Below are 16,240 nucleotides of genomic sequence, written 5' to 3'. Positions count from 1 at the left end.
CGCAGAAAAACCGTGTCAGCGCGGCGCGGGCGCATCGCCCAGGCAGTGCTCAGGTCGCCAGGCGTAGAGCCATTCGACCGCATCGTAGAAGCGTTCGGGCGTGCGCCCGGTCCACAGGCTGTTGCGCACGAGGCGCTCCACGCCCTGGGCGTGGTACAGGCGCCCCATCTCGCGCACCGACAGCACGACGCGCGCGCAGCGTGCGATGCGGGCCTGTTCGTAGCGCTGGAAGGCGGCGGTCATGTCGAAGTCGCAGGCCTTCACGGCCTCGCCGAGCGTCACGGCGTCTTCGAGCGCCATGCAGGCGCCCTGCGCGAGGTACTGCATCATGGGATGCGCCGCGTCGCCCAGCAGCGTGGCCGGGCCGTCGCTCCAGCGCTCGACCGGGTCGCGGTCGGCGGTGCTCCAGCGGCGCCACGAGGTCGGGCGATCGAGCAGCTGGCGCGGGCGCGCATGCACGCCTTCGAAGTACGACAGCACCTCGTCCTTGCTGCCGTCGGTGACGCCCCATTCTTCGGCATCGCGGCTGTGGAAGGTGACGACCAGGTTGTACTGCTCGCCGTGGCGCAGCGGGTAGTGCACCAGGTGGCAGTTGGGCCCGGCCCAGACCACGGGTGCGTTCCATTGCAGGTCGGCGGGCATGTCGGCCGCGGGCACGACGGCGCGGTAGACCACATGGCCCGACACGCGCGGCGCGTCGCCGATGAGCTTGGCGCGCACCACCGACTTCACGCCGTCGCAGCCGACGATGGCGTCGGCCTGGAAACGGCGGCCGTCGCGCGTGACGGCCGTGACGCCGTGCGCGCCGATGTCGATCGCCTCGACCTGCGCCGAGGTGTGGAAGCGGATCAGTGGATGCTGCTTCACGGCCTTATGGATCGCGCCGTGCAGGTCGGCGCGGTGGCTCACGGCGTACGGATTGCCGAAGCGCGCGCGGAAGGCCTCGCCGACGGGCACCGAAGCCACTTCGCTGCAGTCGACCGCGTCCATCATCACGAGCCGGTCGGTGAACACCGCGCTGCGGCGCACGGCCTCGCCCACGCCGAGCGCGTCGAGCGCCGCGAAGGCGTTGGGGCCGAGCTGCAGGCCGGCGCCGATCTCGCCGATGACAGCGCTCTGTTCGAGCAGGTCGATCGCCACGCCCAGGCGTGCGAGCGCGAGCGCGGCGGCCATGCCGCCGATGCCGCCGCCGACGAGCAGCACGGAGGGAGGATGCTTCGAGAGGGTCATGCGCGGGCCGGGGCGCTCAGTCGATGCGAACAGTCAGGGACGGCAGACGCTCGATGCTGACCTTGATCGTCTGGCCCGGCTTCACCGCGCCCACGCCTTCGGGCGTGCCGGTGAAGATCAGGTCGCCAGGCTGCAGCGCGAACAGCGTCGAGAGGTTGGCGATGACTTCGTTCACCGACCAGATCAGGTGCGTGATGTCGCTGTTCTGGCGCACCTGGCCGTCGACCTCGAGCGTGATGGCGCCGGCGTTGATCTCGCCCACGTCGGCCAGCGTGCGCAGCGGCGCGATGGGGGCCGAGAAGTCGAAGGCCTTGCCGATCTCCCAGGGGCGGCCGGCTTCGCGCATCTTCATCTGCAGGTCGCGGCGCGTCATGTCCAGGCCCACGGCGTAGCTGTGGATGTGGCTGGCGGCCTGGTCGACCGGGATGTCCTTGCCGCCCTTGCCGATGGCGACCACCAGCTCGGCTTCGTAGTGGTAGTTGCTCGTGAGCGGCGGGTAGGGAATGGCTGCGGTGGCGCCTTCGGCCACGGGCACGACCGAGGCGTCGTCGTTGGGCTTGCAGAAGAAGAACGGCGGTTCGCGGTCGGGATCGAAGCCCATCTCGCGCGCATGCGCCGCGTAGTTGCGGCCCACGCAGTAGACGCGGCGCACGGGGAACTGCTTGTCGGAGCCCACGATGGGCAGGCCGACGATGGAAGGGGGAGTGAAGACGAAGGACATGGAAGCTCCTGCCGCGGGGGACGGCACATCAGACAAACAAGAAAAAGAAGGAAAGAAGGTCGCCGCGCTTTCAGGCGTCTTCGAGAAAGGCTTCGCGCAGGATGCCCATGGCCTGCTGCACGGGGCGGTCGGAAAAGCTGAAGAGCACGGTGTCTTCGCTCGGCGACGACAGGCGCAGCGGCGCCCACGAGGGCACGACGAAGGTGTCGCGCGGGCCGAAGTCGAAACGCTGGCCGGCGATTTCGGCCGTGCCGTGGCCTTCGACCACGCTGTAGACGGTGCCGTCGGTGGCGCGGTGCGCCTGGCCTGCGAAGCCCTGGGGCAGCAGCTGCAGCTGGGTCGAGATGGTCGGCATCGGCGAGCCGCCCGTCAGCGGGTTGATGTAGCGCAGCTTGTGGCCGAGCCAGGCGTCGGGCGCCTCCTGCTTCTGCAACTGGGCCAGCGCCTCGCGGCTGCGCGGGTAGGGGTAGTTGAAGATCGGCGAGGTGGCCGAGGTGTGGTCGTGCCGCACCGGCACCATGTTGTGGCCGAAGCGCGCCAGGCTGTGGCCTTCGGGGCGCGCCACGTGCTGCACCTTGGCGTCGTCGTTCTCGGCGAAGCCGGCGTCGAAGAAGCGCAGCATGGGAATGTCGAGGCCGTCGAGCCAGACCACCGGCTCGGTCACGCCTTCGATGCCTTCGTTGCCGTGGTCGTGCCAGGCCCACGAGGGCGTGATGATGAAGTCGCCGGGGTGCATCGTCGTGCGCTCGCCGCCCACGGTGGTGTAGGCACCCTTGCCGTCGACGATGAAGCGCAGCGCCGACTGCACATGGCGGTGCGACGGTGCCACCTCGCCCGGCATGATGAGCTGCAGGCCGGCGTAGATCGACTGCGTGATCGACGCGTTGCCGGGCAGCGCCGGGTTCTCGAGCACCAGCACGCGGCGCACGGCCTCTTCGGCGGTGATGAGGTCGGCCGATTCCATGAGCAGCGGGCGGATCTCGTCGTAGCGCCATAGCGCGGGCACGCACGGGCTCGCGGGTTCGCGCGGCACCAGCACGTGCAGCGACTCCCACAGCGGCGAGAGGTTCAGCGGGCGGATGCGGGCGTAGTAGTCGCGGCGCTCGGCGGCGTTGGCCGGTGCGCTGGCGGCATGGGAAGAAGCGGGGTTCATGGGGTCGGTGTCTCCGTTGGCGGCATTGTTGACCCGCACCACTATTTCCTCAAGACCGCATGCCAATACACGGAATTCGAAATTTCGATAATGGTGCCTTTCGCCTTCAGGGCTCCGTCCCGCCTCACCCCATGTCCAAGCTCGATCTCGAATGGCTCGCCGTGTTCGACGAGGTCTACAAGACCGGCAACGTCACCAAGGCGGCCGAGCGCCTGGGCATGGCGCAGGCCGCGGCCAGCACGGCGCTGAACAAGCTGCGCGCGCACTTCGACGACCGCCTGTTCACCCGCACCGCGCAGGGCATGCAGCCCACGCCGCACGCCGAGCGCATCTACCCGAACCTGCGCGAGGCGCTGGCGCAGCTGGCGCAGGCGCAGGGCAACCGCAGCAGCTTCGAGCCGGCGCGCGCGCAGCGGCGCTTTCGCATCTGCATGACCGACATCAGCGAGGTGGTGCTGCTGCCCGGCCTGCTCGACCACCTGCGCCATGCGGCGCCGGGCGTGCACATCGAGACCGAGATCATCTCCACCCACAGCGGCCGCCGCCTGCAGGACGGCGACGTCGACCTGGCCGTGGGCTTCATGCCGCAGCTGGACGCGGGCTTCTACCAGCAGGTGCTGTTCATGCAGAACTTCGTCTGCCTGGCGGCGCAGAACCATCCGCGCATCGGCGCCAAGCTCACGCGCAAGCGCTTCGAGGAAGAAGCGCACGCGGTGGTGTCCAGCTCGGGCACGGGGCACGCCATCGTCGACACCACCATCGCGCGCCTGGGCCTCAAGCGCAACGTGGTGGTGCGGCTGTCGAGCTTCCTGAGCGTGGCGCGCATCGTGGCCCACACCGAGCTGATCGTGGTGGTGCCGCGCATCCTGGGCAACGTGCTGGCCACGCAGGAGCCGGTGAAGGTGCTGGCGCCGCCCTTCACGCTGCCGGCCTATGCGGTCAAGCAGCACTGGCACGAGCGCTTTCATGCCGACCCGGGCAACGCCTGGCTGCGCCGCACGCTGGCGCAGCTGTTCAGCGGCAGCTGAACGGCGCCAAAGGGCGCCCGGGCGCTCGCATAATCGCGGCTCCCCACCCACAGCCCACAGAAAAAAGGCGCCCCATGTCTTCCATCACCCTCCGATTCCTGGCCGAACCCAGCACCGTCAACTTCGGCGGCAAGGTCCACGGCGGCACGGTCATGAAGTGGATCGACGAGGCCGGCTACGCCTGCGCCACCAGCTGGGCCAAGCGCTACTGCGTCACCGCCTTCATCGGCAGCATCCGCTTTCACCGGCCGATCATGATCGGCGACCTGGTCGAGGTCGAGGCCCGCCTGGCCTACACCGGCAAGACCAGCATGAACATCTCGGTCGAGGTGCGCAGCGGCGACATGAAAGGCGGCGTGATGGAAAAGACCACCGAATGCCTGATCGTGTTCGTCTCGGTCGACTCGCACGGCCGGCCGCTGCCGGTGGAAGCCTTCGTGCCCGGCACGCCCGGCGAAATGGCGCTGGCCGAGCGCGCCAAGGCGCACCTGGACGCCAGCCGCGCCGCCGGCGGCACGCCCTGATCCCCGGCGCGGGGATAGGCGGCGCGCCCTAACCACGGGGCGCCCGGGCGGCTAGAGTCGTGCGATTGCATCCCAAGGAACACACCGCATGGCCACCTCCCGAGACGACGACAGCAACGACAAGACCGACCGCATCAAGGACTCGGCCCAGCAGATCTGGCTGGCCGGCCTCGGCGCCTTCGCCAAGATGCAGCAGGAAGGCAGCAAGGCCTTCGAGGCGCTGGTCAAGGACGGCGCCGGCATGCAGAAGAAAACCCAGCAGGCCGCCGAGGAAACCCTGGCCCAGGCCCAGCAGCGCATGGCCGGCTTCGCCAGCGAGTTCGGCACCAAGGCCGCCGGCCAGTGGGGCAAGCTCGAGAACATCTTCGAAGACCGCGTGGCGCGCGCGCTCGAAAAACTCGGCGTGCCCTCGGCCGCCGACGTGGCCGCGCTGCAGGCGCGCGTCGAGGCGCTCGAAGCCCAGCTCAAGCAGCGCGACGCAAAGACCTCGCCCGTGCGCGCCTCGCGCAAGGCCGCACCGGCCCCCGCCGCCAAGAAGACCCTGCGCCGTACCAAGGCCGGCTGACATCGTTCTGTAATTGCGGCACTGCACAAAAATTCAGCGCCGCAAAACATGCCCCGCACCGTTCATGGTGCAGCGCACATGCGCTAGAGTGCCCCCAAGACCAAGAGAAACCACGGGGGCACCGACATGGCAAAGAAGGCGCCACGCCGCACTGCGCAACGCATCCTCGAAGCCGCATTGGATTTGTTCAACCGCTTCGGGGAACCGAACGTGTCGACCACGCTGGTGGCCGGCGAGCTGAACATCAGCCCCGGCAATCTCTACTACCACTACCCCGCCAAGGAAGAGCTGATCAACAAGCTCTACGAAGGCTACGAAGCCGAGCTCAACGAGCTGCTGCACGCCAGCGAAGGCGTGCACGACGTGGAGGACGCCTGGTTCTTCATGCACAGCCTGTTCGAGCTGATCTGGCGCTACCGCTTCCTGTACCGCGACCTCAACGACCTGCTGAGCAAGAACCGGCACCTGGAGACCCAGTTCCAGCTCGTGCTCAAGAACAAGGCGCGCGCCATCCGCCAGCTGATCGCCGGCCTGAGCCGCGCCGGCCACCTGGACATCGACGCGCACGAGGTCGACACGCTGGCCCAGAGCATGGTCGTCGTGCTGACCTACTGGCTCAGCTACGAGTACGTGCGCAACCCGCGCCAGGCGCTGGAGCCCGCGCACGCGCAGGGTGCGCTGATGCGCGGCGGCCACCACACGCTGCACCTGCTCGCGCCCTACCTCGCACGCGACCAGCGTCGCCACCTGCTGGCGCTGAGCAATGCCTACAACGGCGAAAGCGCCGTCAGCAACCCCAGCCCCGTGCCACCCACGGTCGATATGGCGGCCTAGAACATCCATGCCCCACTCCGATTTCAAACCGCTCTCGCTGCTGTCCGCCGGCCCTGCCGCGGCCACGGCCACCGCCGGCACCGAACCCTGGACGCCCCTTCCCTACCCCGACGTGCCCCGCTACGACGCGCGCAGCCTGCTCGCGCACTGGCAGCGCCTGCACGCCGGCCACGCACTGCCGCCGCCCGCGCCCGACGCGCCGCTGGCCGAAGGCTGGGCGCTGTACCACAGCGGCGAGTTCGAACGCGCCGCCGCCCTCGGCCTGCGGCACGGCCCCGACGGCTTGGCGCTCGCCAACCAGGCGACCGCCATCTACGCCAACTACCTGGAGCCGCGCGAGGCCGTGCGGCTCGCCATGTTCCGCCAGGTGATCGAACGCGCCGGCGCGCAGGTCGCCGCCGAGCCCGACAACTGCCAGGCGCTGTACTGGCAGGCCTACGCGCTGGGCCGTTACAGCCAGGGCATCAGCGTGGCCCGCGCCCTGGCGCAGGGCCTGGGCACCAAGCTCAAGGGCGCGCTGGAGCACGTGATCGAACTGCAGCCGGAGCACGGCGACGCGCACCTCGCCCTGGCCGCCTTCCACGCCGAGGTGATCGACAAGGTCGGCGCGCTGGTCGGGCGCATGACGTACGGCGTGCGCGCCGAAACCTCGATCGAGCTGTTCGAGCGCGGGCTGGCGCTGCACCCGCAGTCGGCGGCCGGGATGATGGAGTACGCGCGTGCGCTGCTGATGCTGCACGGCGAGTCGCGCCTCGGTGAGGCGAACGGGCTGTACGAGAAGGCGGCGGCGCTGACGCCGGCGGATGCGCGGGAGCGGTTGGATGTGGAGCTGGCGCGGGCGGGACTGACGGACTGAGGGGTTCTTTCTGGGTAGCTCTCGACTCGTCACCCTTCGCGGACGATATCGACGCCGTTCATCGGCTGAGATCTTGTTGGCATCAATGCTCAAGTCCTGGGCATGCAGTGATGGTCCCGTTTGGTCCTCCAAACACAGTGGCTTTTGAGGTTGTCGCCAAACAGCCGTCGCTTTTTTGCCGGGCTCCGCATTCAATGCCCCGCCCCACGTCAACTGTCACCACATCCCGTTCACAAGCAGCATCTTTTGAAATTGCTCGTTGAATCACATCTATTTTCACTTCAAATCAAGATTTCCGCCCGACATAGTAACCAGCCATCATGTCCATTACCTCTTCCACATAGTCGCTCGCCTCATTTCTTTCATTGTTTTTTAGGGCAAGATCGAATTCACGGAAATTTTCCAAAATTTCCGCCTTGCTTACTCCATTTTCTCGCAGATCAATTGCAAGCTGCCTCAACGCTTCTACTGAAAAATCTTGCGGCAGCGCCTTTTCTATTTCTCTGAAAATAGCACGATTCATGGAGAAATCCTTTTTCAGAATGACTTCGTGTTTGTCAGACGATCTCCCAGCCTTCCACCTTTGCGATCTGATCGCATCACCAGTCTATCTGTACCTAGAAACTCTTCGATTGATTCGCAAATTGGTAAACATCAAGTCCTTGAACTCGCTGTCGGCAAGTTAGCAGAGCTAGAAAACCTTTAAAACTCGAATGCGCAACTGACATCGGATTGGCCGGGAAATCTTCACAACTCATGAGATTAAACCCCTTTTCAAATCAATCGATTTCGATACGCAATTCCTCAAAACGGCATTCTTCCGTCATTTTCCTCACAGCAGACTCTATGCACGACATCGTGATTTCAGGAATTATTACCAAGTTTTTTTCGGTATAGAAAATAGTGTAACCTCCTTGGACTTGTCGAGGAGAAAAATACATGGAAATTGTCAGTGGGCTTATGAAATACAACAAATATCGCCCTCCATCTTCAAAAACTATTTCAACATCCTGAAGATACCCTCTGTTAAATCCATCCAACAGAGAATTGGCATCTAGATTAATTTTTGGGAAGTTATTCATTTTGAAAATTCAATTTCCGCATTTTTTCGCCACAGGAGTCAATTTAATTTTCTTCAACTCCTCCTTATAACTCTCTAATGTCATGGGCTCTCGGGGAATAATTTCATAATGCCCCACCCTCCCTCTTGGCTCTGCAATGAGAGTAGCAGGAAGATGGCCGACCGCATAAGCGCCACCATTTGATTGAACATATTTATCGCACGGGTCTGTATTAACCGACATTCCTCTGCTTAAATCTTCGAAATCGGATTTCGCCTTTAGCATTCCGGTGTCTTTGTTGATCTTCACTGACTTTTCTACGCCATTTGTCAAGGATGCGCCTCCTCGATAAAGTTGCAAGAGCCCCAACGGGTCGAGCCATTCGACCGGATTCGGGGCGTACCGATGAGCATTTGATCCCCCTAGTAACCCAATCGGATCTTTCGACACAAACCGCCCCATCATGGGGTCGTAATACCTAAATCGGTTGTAGTGCAGCCCAGTTTCCTCGTCCAGATACTGCCCCTGGAACCGGATCGGATTCTTCAGCCCTGCCTTCCTGGCCGCCTCACTGATCGTGAGCCTGGCCTCACCCCACGCCTTGTAGTTCGCCTCCCACGCGATGTTGCCGCCCTCGTCGGTCAGCTCCATCGGCGTGCCCAGGTGGTCACACTGGTAGTAGTGAATGTTCGCCAGCGGCTTCGGCGGCTCCCCGTCATCGCCGATGCCCGGCGCGTAGTCGCCGTTGTAGAGCGGGTCCAGACCCAGGTCGTAGTTGCCTTCCTGGTTGGTGTACGCGCTCGTCGCCTTGGCGGGTCGCTTCAGGAAGCTCTGCGTGATGGGCCCCTGCACGCTGGCCTGCAACACCGGTACGAAGCTATCGGGCTCGAAGACGTAGTGCACGGTTCGGTTCCGTGCCGAGTCCGACTCCCAAGCCATCTGATTGCCATCCCACCCGAAGAGCACCGTGCCCAGCCCACGTTCGTGCATCTGGCGCTGGTATTCGGCTGCGTGGTAGTGGCTGCCGTCCATCCCGGAGCTCATGACGATCGGCTCGCTGCGCTTGGCAATGCGCCGACCCAGCGGGTCGTACAGGAATGAGGTGCGGGTGTCCTGCGTGCGCGCCTCTCTCAGGCGTCCCAGCGCATCCCATGCGAAGCGCGTGCGCTGGCCTTGGTGCAGGCGCTCGACCATGTTGCCCCTGACGTCGTACGTGAAATGCGTGCCGGCGTAGTCCTTCACCAGGTTGTTCAGGATGGCGGGGATGTTGTGGATCGTCCCAGCCTCCTTGGCCACCGGCGTCATCGGGTCCAGGATATTGCTGGCCGGATCGAAGGCGAAGGTCTCGGTGCCCAGTCGGCTTTGCGCCTGCAGCAACCGGCCCACAGGGTCGTAGCGATAGCTCAGGCCGTCGCGGCGGCTGTCACCGATGTCGGTGAGCTGGCCAGCCCGGTCGTAGCTGTACTGGCGCCGGATGCCGAGCGCCGAGGTGTTGGAGGCAGGCGCGCCACGACTCTGCCCCAATCGCTCGGCGCGGCTGAGAGTCTGGGCCTTCAGCCGCCCCGCGGGGTCGTATTGCTGCTCCTGCGCCACCTCGTTGGCTTGCGTGCGCTTGACCTCGCGGTGCAGGTCGTCCCGCTCGATCTGCAGGGCCTCCATGTCATCGAGCATCAGGCCGTGCACATGGCCTGAGCCGTAGGTCAACCAGGTGCTGGCGTGACCGTCTGGGCGCGTGGTCTGGATGCGGTTGCCCAGCTCGTCGTAGCGGTGCTGCCAGACGGCCGTCATCGGCTGGCTGCTCGGCTTGCCCTGGTCGTCGATCAGGTAGTGATGGTGTTCGGTCCTCGTGTTGCCGGCGGCATCGTAGAACCACTGCAACTGGATGCCGGCGTTCCTCGCATCGACGAGCCGGCCGTTGCCATCGTAGGCGTAGTGGTCGGCCTGGGCATGCTCGCGGTCCAGGGTGCGCCCGGTCGGCTGGCCCTGGCTGTCCATGGGCTCGATGTACAGCGCCGCGCTGCGCCGCAGGAGCCGCCCCATCGGGTCGAATTCGAGCTGCGTGACCGCATCGCCTTCATTGACCTGGTGCAGCACGCCCGTCGATGCCGTGTAGCCGTAGCTGGTCTTGACGTTGTCGAAGTGAACTTCGGCCAACAGCTTGCCGAGGGGGTCATAGCGCAAGCTGTGGGTTCTGCCGTTCTCATTGCGCAGCGTGACCAGCCGGCCCAGGCGATCCCACTGGTAGTCGAGCGTGTGGTGGTTGGCGTCGATGCGCTGGGCGATCTGGCCGGCCACGGTGTACTGGTAGCGGGTCTCGCGTTGCAAGGCATCGCGGTGCGCGAGCAAGCGGCCTTCGGCATCGTGATCGAAGTGCTCCTGGGCACCATCGGGATGGGTGACACCTGCCAGCTGGCCGCGCGCATAGTGGTACTGGGTGGCCTCGCCTGCCGCATTGCTCTCTTTGACCAGGCGGCCGCGCTCGTCATAGGCCCAACTGCTGGTCTTGCCGGAGCAATCGGTGTAGGCCGTCAGCTGGCCGGCCGCGTCATAGGCCAGTTGCTTCTTGCCGCCCTTGGCGTCGGTGATTTCCACCGGCAGACCGGCCTCGTTGTAGGCGTACGCGGTCTTGTGACCCAGCGGATCGATCTCTTCGACCAGATGGGTGCCGTCGTAGGTGCGCTTCCACGCATGCCCTTCGGCATCCCGGATGCCAGTGAGGTTGTCCATCTCGTCATAGGCGAAATGGATGATGCTGCCGTCGGCCTGGGTGTGGCTTGCGAGATTGCCATGCGTGTCGTAGCTGTAGTTGTCCTGTGTGCCGTCGGGATGCAGGTGGGAGGTGATGTTGCGGCGCGCATCGCGGAAGAACCACTCCTCGTGCTCGATGATCTTGCCGTCGGCGCCTGTGATGCCGGGGTAGACGATGCGGTAGACGTAGCCGAGCTCGTCGTAGTGGTAGAGGGTTTCTCCCCCCAGCGCGTCAACGACGGTGGTCAGGCGGACGTGCTTGTTCCAGATGAGGGTAGTTTCGAAGCTGCGATCGTCGGCACGCTCGTGCCACGCCTTGGCTCGCTCGCTGTTGGTGCTGTCCAAGTCAACTGAAAATCCGTCCTCATGCATCCACTGCAGGTGCGTGCCGCGACCGGTGCGGTCGGTGTAGCGGCTGATGAGATGGGTGCTGCTGTTGTCCGCGTGGTGCAGATAGTCGTAGCGCCAGATGTCCTGGTTCTCGTCGTGCGCGGCGACGAGGTCGCTGCTGCCGTCGGCGTGGTCCTGGTAGACGTAGGTGGCCAGTTGGCGCACGGCCTGGGCCTCCTGCACCAGCCACAGGCTCTGGATACGGCCTTGTTCATCAAGGGCGGTGCTGACATGCGTCTGGCCGCTGACGATGTCCGAGAGCTGGCCGCTTTCATGGCGGTAGGCCAGTTCGGTGGTGTGGCCTTCGCGTGTGCGCTGCGAGGCCAGCCGGTAGCAGACGGCTTTGTTTCGGGTGCGGGCTTTGCCGTCGCGCCAGAACACGGGGGCCAGCTCGAAGGTCTCGATGTAGTCGCGCCCGTGGCTGAGGATCAGGAGGCCATCGTTGCCACGCCCCAAGGTCAGGTCCTCGATGGGATCGTGGTGGGTCTGGCCCGCCTCATCTTCGGACGGCCCCGCGAGCCGGGGGAATTCGTGCGTGCGACCGTCGGCACCGAAGTAGCGCAGGCTTCCGTCCTGGGCTTGTTCGATGCGTGTGGTGTACGCGGTGGTCCAGCGCGCGCCAAGGTAGGCCGGCGCCGCATGGCTGCCTTGCAGAACAGGGCTGTCATAGGCGCCCAGGCGCGAGTGGTAGGTGCGGCTCCACACGATGGGCATGAGACCGGGCAGCACGAAGTCGGTGTGCACGAAGGTCTCGCTGCCGGTGGCATAGTTGATCGAGCGGCGTGACCTGCCACGCGCTGCAGGCGCCTTTGCGCCCGTGGCCGTGCAGCAGTTGCCGTCTTTCTTGACCTGGGTGTTCTCGTGGCTGACGACACCGAGCGGCCTCTCTGCCTTCTGCGCATCGCGCCGCGCGGTGGTTTTGCCGTTCAGTGCAGCCGCCAGTTTTTGGGAGCCGCCTTTTTTCAGTATCTCCTTGAGCGTGAACAGCAGCCAGCCGACGGAACGCTCGGCGGCCTTGTCGCCTTGCTCCTTGAGTTTCTGCTCGATCTGCGTGCCGAGGACGTCGAGGAGGTCTGCGTTGCGCTCGAGCGCCTTGCCAATGGCGGTCCCGACGACGAACTGCTTGAACACAGCGTTGGCCTGCTCCTTGGCGACTTGCTTTGCCTTCTGACTTACTGCCTCTGCGCTGTTCGAGAGTGCGCCAAGGGCTGCGGCAAAGAAGTTGCTGTATTCGGACTTCTCGCCTGGGTCGTAGCGCGACTTCTCGGGCGGCGGGTCGATGACAAAGAGCTTTCCCTGCGAAAGCCTGCGCAGCCCTTCGCTCCAGCTTGCGGTGATTCCCCGCCCCAGGATTCCAGCTTTGGCCAGCAGACCATTGAGCTCGTCCTGTGCGGTAGTGACGAACTTCTCAAGTTCACCTTTCACTTGGGAATTCACATGCTCCTGCAACAGCACGAGCACAGTTACGCCAATGTCGTGCGTCGATGTCTTAAGCTTCTGGCGCAGCACTTGCATCAAAGGCCGCAAGCCCATGCGCACGGGACCACCCGCGCCCGGCACGATACCGATCAGATTGATCGCCAGGCTGACCCAGTTGAAGAAGGCCTCGACCTCGTTGCTGGCCTTCTTGGTGATGATGGCAATGATGTCGCACAACGCATCGACCAGCGACATGATGTTGCCGATGACCGGCAGTGCCCCGGCAACGGTCCTGATGCGCTCCAGATTGACGTAACCGTCGCTGATGCTGCGCAGCCACTGGTCCACTTCGCCGGCCGCCTGCGCGACCTCCGATGGCTGAACGTCCGCCAGCGGCTTGACGACCGGGACTTTTTCTTCGGATCTCTTCTCGATCTCCGTTTGCGAAATGCTCATGTGACTAGACTCCCTGGAGCTGTTCGCTCCTTTTTTGATGTCGTTGCAATGGGGACGCAGATCGGCGTGCGATCTGCGGGTCAGACGGTGGTGTGCATGGGCAAGATGCCCGGTGGCAGGCGCGACGGCGCGGCAGGCGCACCAAGCCCTGGCACGCCTTGGGCGATGCCGCTCAATGCAGTGGTGGCTGCGCCTGAGGCTTGATCTCGCATGCTCGTGGCCACGTTCGCCGCGCGGAGCGCGTTGACCCCGAGAGCCGTTGAGGCGAGTCCGGCGACGGCACTGCCCATCGGTCCCCCCAGGGCCTTTGCGATTGCCGAAGTGGCCCCACCCGCAAGGCCTGCCTTGAGCGTCGCTGCCAACGCATCCTTGCCCTTCGCCGCATCTGCGGCTTGGGCCATCAGCCCATCGAGCATGTCGTTCGGGGGCGCCACGCCCATGTCGGTGGCCGAGCCTTCGCGCGCGGGCCAACTCGGTTTCCCGATGTAGCTAGCCTCGTCCCACGGATCCGCAGGATCCTTGCCCAACTCGATGCGCGCACCACCCGGCGCCAGCCCCGAGACGGCCGCAAAGCCCTTGGCGTCGAGCGTGCCCGTCTTGACCTGCCCAGCCGAGTCCGTGACCTTGTAGTCGGCGCCCTTCAAGCCTTCGCCGTTTGCATAGCGGTGCGTGAGTTCGAGCTGCCCCTTGCCGGGCTTCAGCCCCTCGGGCAGGCTCGGCCGGCTTGTGCTGCTGGGGCCGACCATGCTGTGCACGCTGGCGCGCTGCACGTGCGGGCCGGTGGTGCCGCTTTCGATGCTGCCGCCCTTGTAGCGGGTGTAGCTGCCGCCCCCGCTGACCAGCAGCTGCGTCTTGGCCTCGATTGTGATCTTGTCGGCCCGCAGGGTGATCTCGTCCTTGGCCAGGAGATTGATGCAGGTCTTCAACGCCTGGATGTCGATGTCGGCCTGCGCCGCGACGACCTTGATGCCCTTTTGCGCTGCAAAGAGCTTGATGGCCTGCAGGGCCACGCCCAGCAGGCTGTCGCCGCTGGTGATGCTCGTGTGCTTGCCGCTCGTGATCGCCGTGTGCTCGACACTGGCGATGTGGGTGCTGAACTGGCTGGTGGTTTCGATGCCGGCGGGGCTGGCCAGCACCAGGTGCGGCTGTGCCAGCTCGGGGAACCGACCGGCTTCGACATCGGCGGCACCATCGCCCTTGACCGCATCGTTCTGCTCCTGCAACGACTTGGCGACCTCGGCCTGGTCATTGCCCTCCTGGGCTTTGTTCTTCTGCGCTTCTTGCGCGCCGGCATCGTGCAGATCGCGGGCTTCGACCAAACGCTGACGGGTCTCGCCACTGTCGAGCAGATGGGCCTTTGCATTGGGGCGTGCTTCAGTCGTGATGAGAAGGCCCTGTGTCGCCCGGATGGCGCCATGGGCGTCAGTTCGCAGTTCAAAACCTTCGCCGCGTGCGTCCAGCCGGCCTGCATTACTGTCGATGCGCGTGACATGGCCCAAGCTCAGTGAACTGCTTTGGTGATCGCTCTTGAGCTGCGCCTGGATCTTCTGGTCGGTGTCGTCAAGGACCAGGTGATTGGAGCGTCCGCCCGGGCTGTTGCCGCCTTCCTTGACGAGTTCGCGGCTCCTGAACCCCGACAGCGCGGCCTGGCCGGGCAGCTCCCAGGGCGGCAGGTTCATCTGGTTGTGGACCCGGCCGGTGCAGATGGGCAGGTCGGGGTCGCCGCCGATGAAATCGACAATCAGCTCCTGGCCGATGCGCGGCACCTGCACGCCGCCCAGTTGGTTGCCGGCCCATGGAGAGCTCACGCGCAGCCAGCAGGTGGAGTGCTGGTTCTTCTGCCCCAGGCGGTCCCACGGAAACTGGACCTTGATGCGGCCCAGGTCGTCGGTCCACAGGTTCTCTCCCTCGGGCCCGACCACCACCGCGACCTGCGGGCCCTGCGTGTGCGGCTTGTGCCGCAGCAGCGCCGGACGCAGGGGTTCTGTGATCGGGTGGGCCGTGAAGTCGACTTCGACACGCCATTGCTGCTTGCGGTGGGAGGCCGCTTCGATGCCCTGGCTTTCTTGCGCGACGTTCTCGATGAGGAACTGGCTGTCGAGCACCAGGTACTGGACGTTGGCGGCTTCGCGCGGATGCTTGAGCAACTGGAACGTCCCGCCGGGAACCATGCCGCGCAGTTGACCGCTGGCCTTGGCCCTCGCACGGTGGGTGCGCAGGGCCTGCATGCGCAGCAGGGCGATGCGATTGCCTTCTGCAAGGGGTTCGTTGGTGCCCGTGCCTGCGCGCGGTTGCACGTAGTGGCTGCCGGCCCGGCTGTCGTGCCACTGGTAGACCTCCAGGTCCGCTTGCCCGGTCGGGCGAGGTGCGGCCTGTTCGGTGCTCAGATCGGCTTTGGGCCGGGTGTAGTCGTAGTCGCGGCTGACGTAGCGGCCGCTGGTGAGTTGGTGATGCGGAACGAAGCTGCTGATGTATTCGGCATCGACTTTCCAGCCCGGGGGGTGGTACTCCACCTGCTGATAGACAGCGCTGTCCATGGGCGGGTGCGCGCCCATGTTGTCGGTGAGTACGAGGCGGTGCTTGCCGTCGCTGTGGCGGAAGTGATAAGAAATTCCCCACTCTTGACACAAGCGTTCGAAGAATGCGAAGTCGCTCTCGTTGAACTGCGTCTGGTAGTCCCGAGCCGGGTAGGTCTCGACGAAGTGCTTGTCGACGGGAAAGGAGTAGTCGGCGAACAGTTCGTCCAGGATGTCGACGACGGTCTTGTTCTGGTAGATCTTGCAGTCGGTGCTCAGGGTCGCCAGATGCAGCCAGGGACGCAGCGTGAGCTTGTATTGAATGTGGCGGCCTTCTTCGCCCCACAGCTGCGCGCCGGCAATGAGCGCATTGATCTGCCGTGTGCCGGCGCCCAGCCCACCTGTATTGCCGCCCACGGCGCCTGCCGCAAACTCTCCTGCGCCATCGAGCTCGATCGAGCAACTGATCTCGCAGCCGATGAGGGCGTCCAGGTCGATGTCTGCCGCCTGGCTGAAACTGAAGTTGAGCGCATCGGGGGTCTTGAGCAGCAGCTCGTATTCGAACAAGGCATTGAGGCCTTCGTGGCCCGACAGGCGCACGGGTTCGAGGGCATCGGGCAGTGCAGGGCTTGTGACCGCAAGGGTGTGAGACACGTGGTGGACCTCTGGCAAAACAGGGATCCAAAAAGTCTGTGGCACGCCCGCGCCGCACCGTTGCAAACAATGGTCAATCCGACGT

Annotated in this window: 12 protein-coding genes; 5 read left to right on the top strand and 7 right to left on the bottom strand. The window is 64.7% G+C overall.

Going from position 1 to position 16,240, the window contains the following annotated elements:
• Positions 1-15 precede the first annotated feature (15 nt).
• The 3 genes from AC57B8_RS11525 to gtdA form a co-directional block, all read right to left on the bottom strand.
• Positions 16-1,230 carry a 3-hydroxybenzoate 6-monooxygenase gene (locus AC57B8_RS11525; RefSeq protein ID WP_496479674.1) on the bottom strand — a complete coding sequence of 405 codons (1,215 nt, stop codon included), beginning with the start codon at positions 1,228-1,230 and terminating at the stop codon, positions 16-18.
• Positions 1,231-1,246: 16 nt separating this feature from the next.
• Positions 1,247-1,951 carry a fumarylacetoacetate hydrolase family protein gene (locus tag AC57B8_RS11520; protein WP_307696880.1) on the bottom strand — a complete coding sequence of 235 codons (705 nt, stop codon included), beginning with the start codon at positions 1,949-1,951 and terminating at the stop codon, positions 1,247-1,249.
• A gap of 70 nt (positions 1,952-2,021) precedes the next feature.
• Positions 2,022-3,104: a gentisate 1,2-dioxygenase gene (gtdA, locus tag AC57B8_RS11515; protein WP_496479673.1), complete on the bottom strand. Its 1,083-nt coding sequence runs from the start codon at positions 3,102-3,104 to the stop codon at positions 2,022-2,024.
• Positions 3,105-3,235: 131 nt separating this feature from the next.
• On the opposite strand from gtdA, the gene AC57B8_RS11510 reads away from it, so the two are divergent.
• The 5 genes from AC57B8_RS11510 to AC57B8_RS11490 all read left to right on the top strand — a co-directional run bounded on the left by AC57B8_RS11510 (position 3,236) and on the right by AC57B8_RS11490 (position 6,911).
• Complete coding sequence (locus AC57B8_RS11510) at positions 3,236-4,132, top strand: LysR family transcriptional regulator (RefSeq protein ID WP_062476092.1); 897 nt, start codon at positions 3,236-3,238, stop codon at positions 4,130-4,132.
• Positions 4,133-4,206: 74 nt separating this feature from the next.
• The gene (locus AC57B8_RS11505) at positions 4,207-4,656 is read left to right on the top strand and encodes an acyl-CoA thioesterase (RefSeq protein WP_062476095.1); all 450 of its coding nucleotides are present in this window, start codon (positions 4,207-4,209) and stop codon (positions 4,654-4,656) included.
• An 88-nt stretch (positions 4,657-4,744) separates the two neighbouring features.
• Positions 4,745-5,221: a phasin family protein gene (locus tag AC57B8_RS11500; protein WP_159273549.1), complete on the top strand. Its 477-nt coding sequence runs from the start codon at positions 4,745-4,747 to the stop codon at positions 5,219-5,221.
• Between the two features lie 126 nt (positions 5,222-5,347).
• Positions 5,348-6,055 carry a TetR/AcrR family transcriptional regulator gene (locus AC57B8_RS11495; RefSeq protein WP_496479672.1) on the top strand — a complete coding sequence of 236 codons (708 nt, stop codon included), beginning with the start codon at positions 5,348-5,350 and terminating at the stop codon, positions 6,053-6,055.
• A gap of 7 nt (positions 6,056-6,062) precedes the next feature.
• The gene (locus tag AC57B8_RS11490; protein WP_172438466.1) at positions 6,063-6,911 is read left to right on the top strand and encodes a tetratricopeptide repeat protein; all 849 of its coding nucleotides are present in this window, start codon (positions 6,063-6,065) and stop codon (positions 6,909-6,911) included.
• A 286-nt stretch (positions 6,912-7,197) separates the two neighbouring features.
• Here AC57B8_RS11490 and AC57B8_RS11485 read toward each other — a convergent pair whose 3' ends face one another.
• From AC57B8_RS11485 to tssI, 4 genes are all read right to left on the bottom strand, one after another.
• Positions 7,198-7,434 (bottom strand): hypothetical protein, encoded by a 237-nt coding sequence (locus AC57B8_RS11485; protein ID WP_496479671.1) that lies wholly within the window; start codon positions 7,432-7,434, stop codon positions 7,198-7,200.
• 256 nt (positions 7,435-7,690) lie between these two features.
• Positions 7,691-7,993 carry a hypothetical protein gene (locus tag AC57B8_RS11480; protein ID WP_496479670.1) on the bottom strand — a complete coding sequence of 101 codons (303 nt, stop codon included), beginning with the start codon at positions 7,991-7,993 and terminating at the stop codon, positions 7,691-7,693.
• A 9-nt stretch (positions 7,994-8,002) separates the two neighbouring features.
• Positions 8,003-12,985, bottom strand: coding sequence for an RHS repeat-associated core domain-containing protein (locus tag AC57B8_RS11475; protein ID WP_496479669.1), 4,983 nt, complete (start codon positions 12,983-12,985; stop codon positions 8,003-8,005).
• A gap of 80 nt (positions 12,986-13,065) precedes the next feature.
• Positions 13,066-16,221 (bottom strand): type VI secretion system tip protein TssI/VgrG, encoded by a 3,156-nt coding sequence (gene tssI / locus AC57B8_RS11470; protein WP_496479668.1) that lies wholly within the window; start codon positions 16,219-16,221, stop codon positions 13,066-13,068.
• Positions 16,222-16,240 lie beyond the last annotated feature (19 nt).

Source organism: Variovorax sp. BGA-UO-ETr-C22 (genome assembly GCF_059567965.1).
This window is presented reverse-complemented; position numbering and strand designations above follow the sequence as displayed.

What these genes read in the sequence shown, in the direction of transcription:
- AC57B8_RS11525 (WP_496479674.1), bottom strand. Translation starts at nt 1,230, where the DNA reads ATGACCCTCTCGAAGCATCCTCCCTCCGTGCTGCTCGTCGGCGGCGGC.
- AC57B8_RS11520 (WP_307696880.1), bottom strand. Translation starts at nt 1,951, where the DNA reads ATGTCCTTCGTCTTCACTCCCCCTTCCATCGTCGGCCTGCCCATCGTG.
- gtdA (WP_496479673.1), bottom strand. Translation starts at nt 3,104, where the DNA reads ATGAACCCCGCTTCTTCCCATGCCGCCAGCGCACCGGCCAACGCCGCC.
- AC57B8_RS11510 (WP_062476092.1), top strand. Translation starts at nt 3,236, where the DNA reads ATGTCCAAGCTCGATCTCGAATGGCTCGCCGTGTTCGACGAGGTCTAC.
- AC57B8_RS11505 (WP_062476095.1), top strand. Translation starts at nt 4,207, where the DNA reads ATGTCTTCCATCACCCTCCGATTCCTGGCCGAACCCAGCACCGTCAAC.
- AC57B8_RS11500 (WP_159273549.1), top strand. Translation starts at nt 4,745, where the DNA reads ATGGCCACCTCCCGAGACGACGACAGCAACGACAAGACCGACCGCATC.
- AC57B8_RS11495 (WP_496479672.1), top strand. Translation starts at nt 5,348, where the DNA reads ATGGCAAAGAAGGCGCCACGCCGCACTGCGCAACGCATCCTCGAAGCC.
- AC57B8_RS11490 (WP_172438466.1), top strand. Translation starts at nt 6,063, where the DNA reads ATGCCCCACTCCGATTTCAAACCGCTCTCGCTGCTGTCCGCCGGCCCT.
- AC57B8_RS11485 (WP_496479671.1), bottom strand. Translation starts at nt 7,434, where the DNA reads ATGAATCGTGCTATTTTCAGAGAAATAGAAAAGGCGCTGCCGCAAGAT.
- AC57B8_RS11480 (WP_496479670.1), bottom strand. Translation starts at nt 7,993, where the DNA reads ATGAATAACTTCCCAAAAATTAATCTAGATGCCAATTCTCTGTTGGAT.
- AC57B8_RS11475 (WP_496479669.1), bottom strand. Translation starts at nt 12,985, where the DNA reads ATGAGCATTTCGCAAACGGAGATCGAGAAGAGATCCGAAGAAAAAGTC.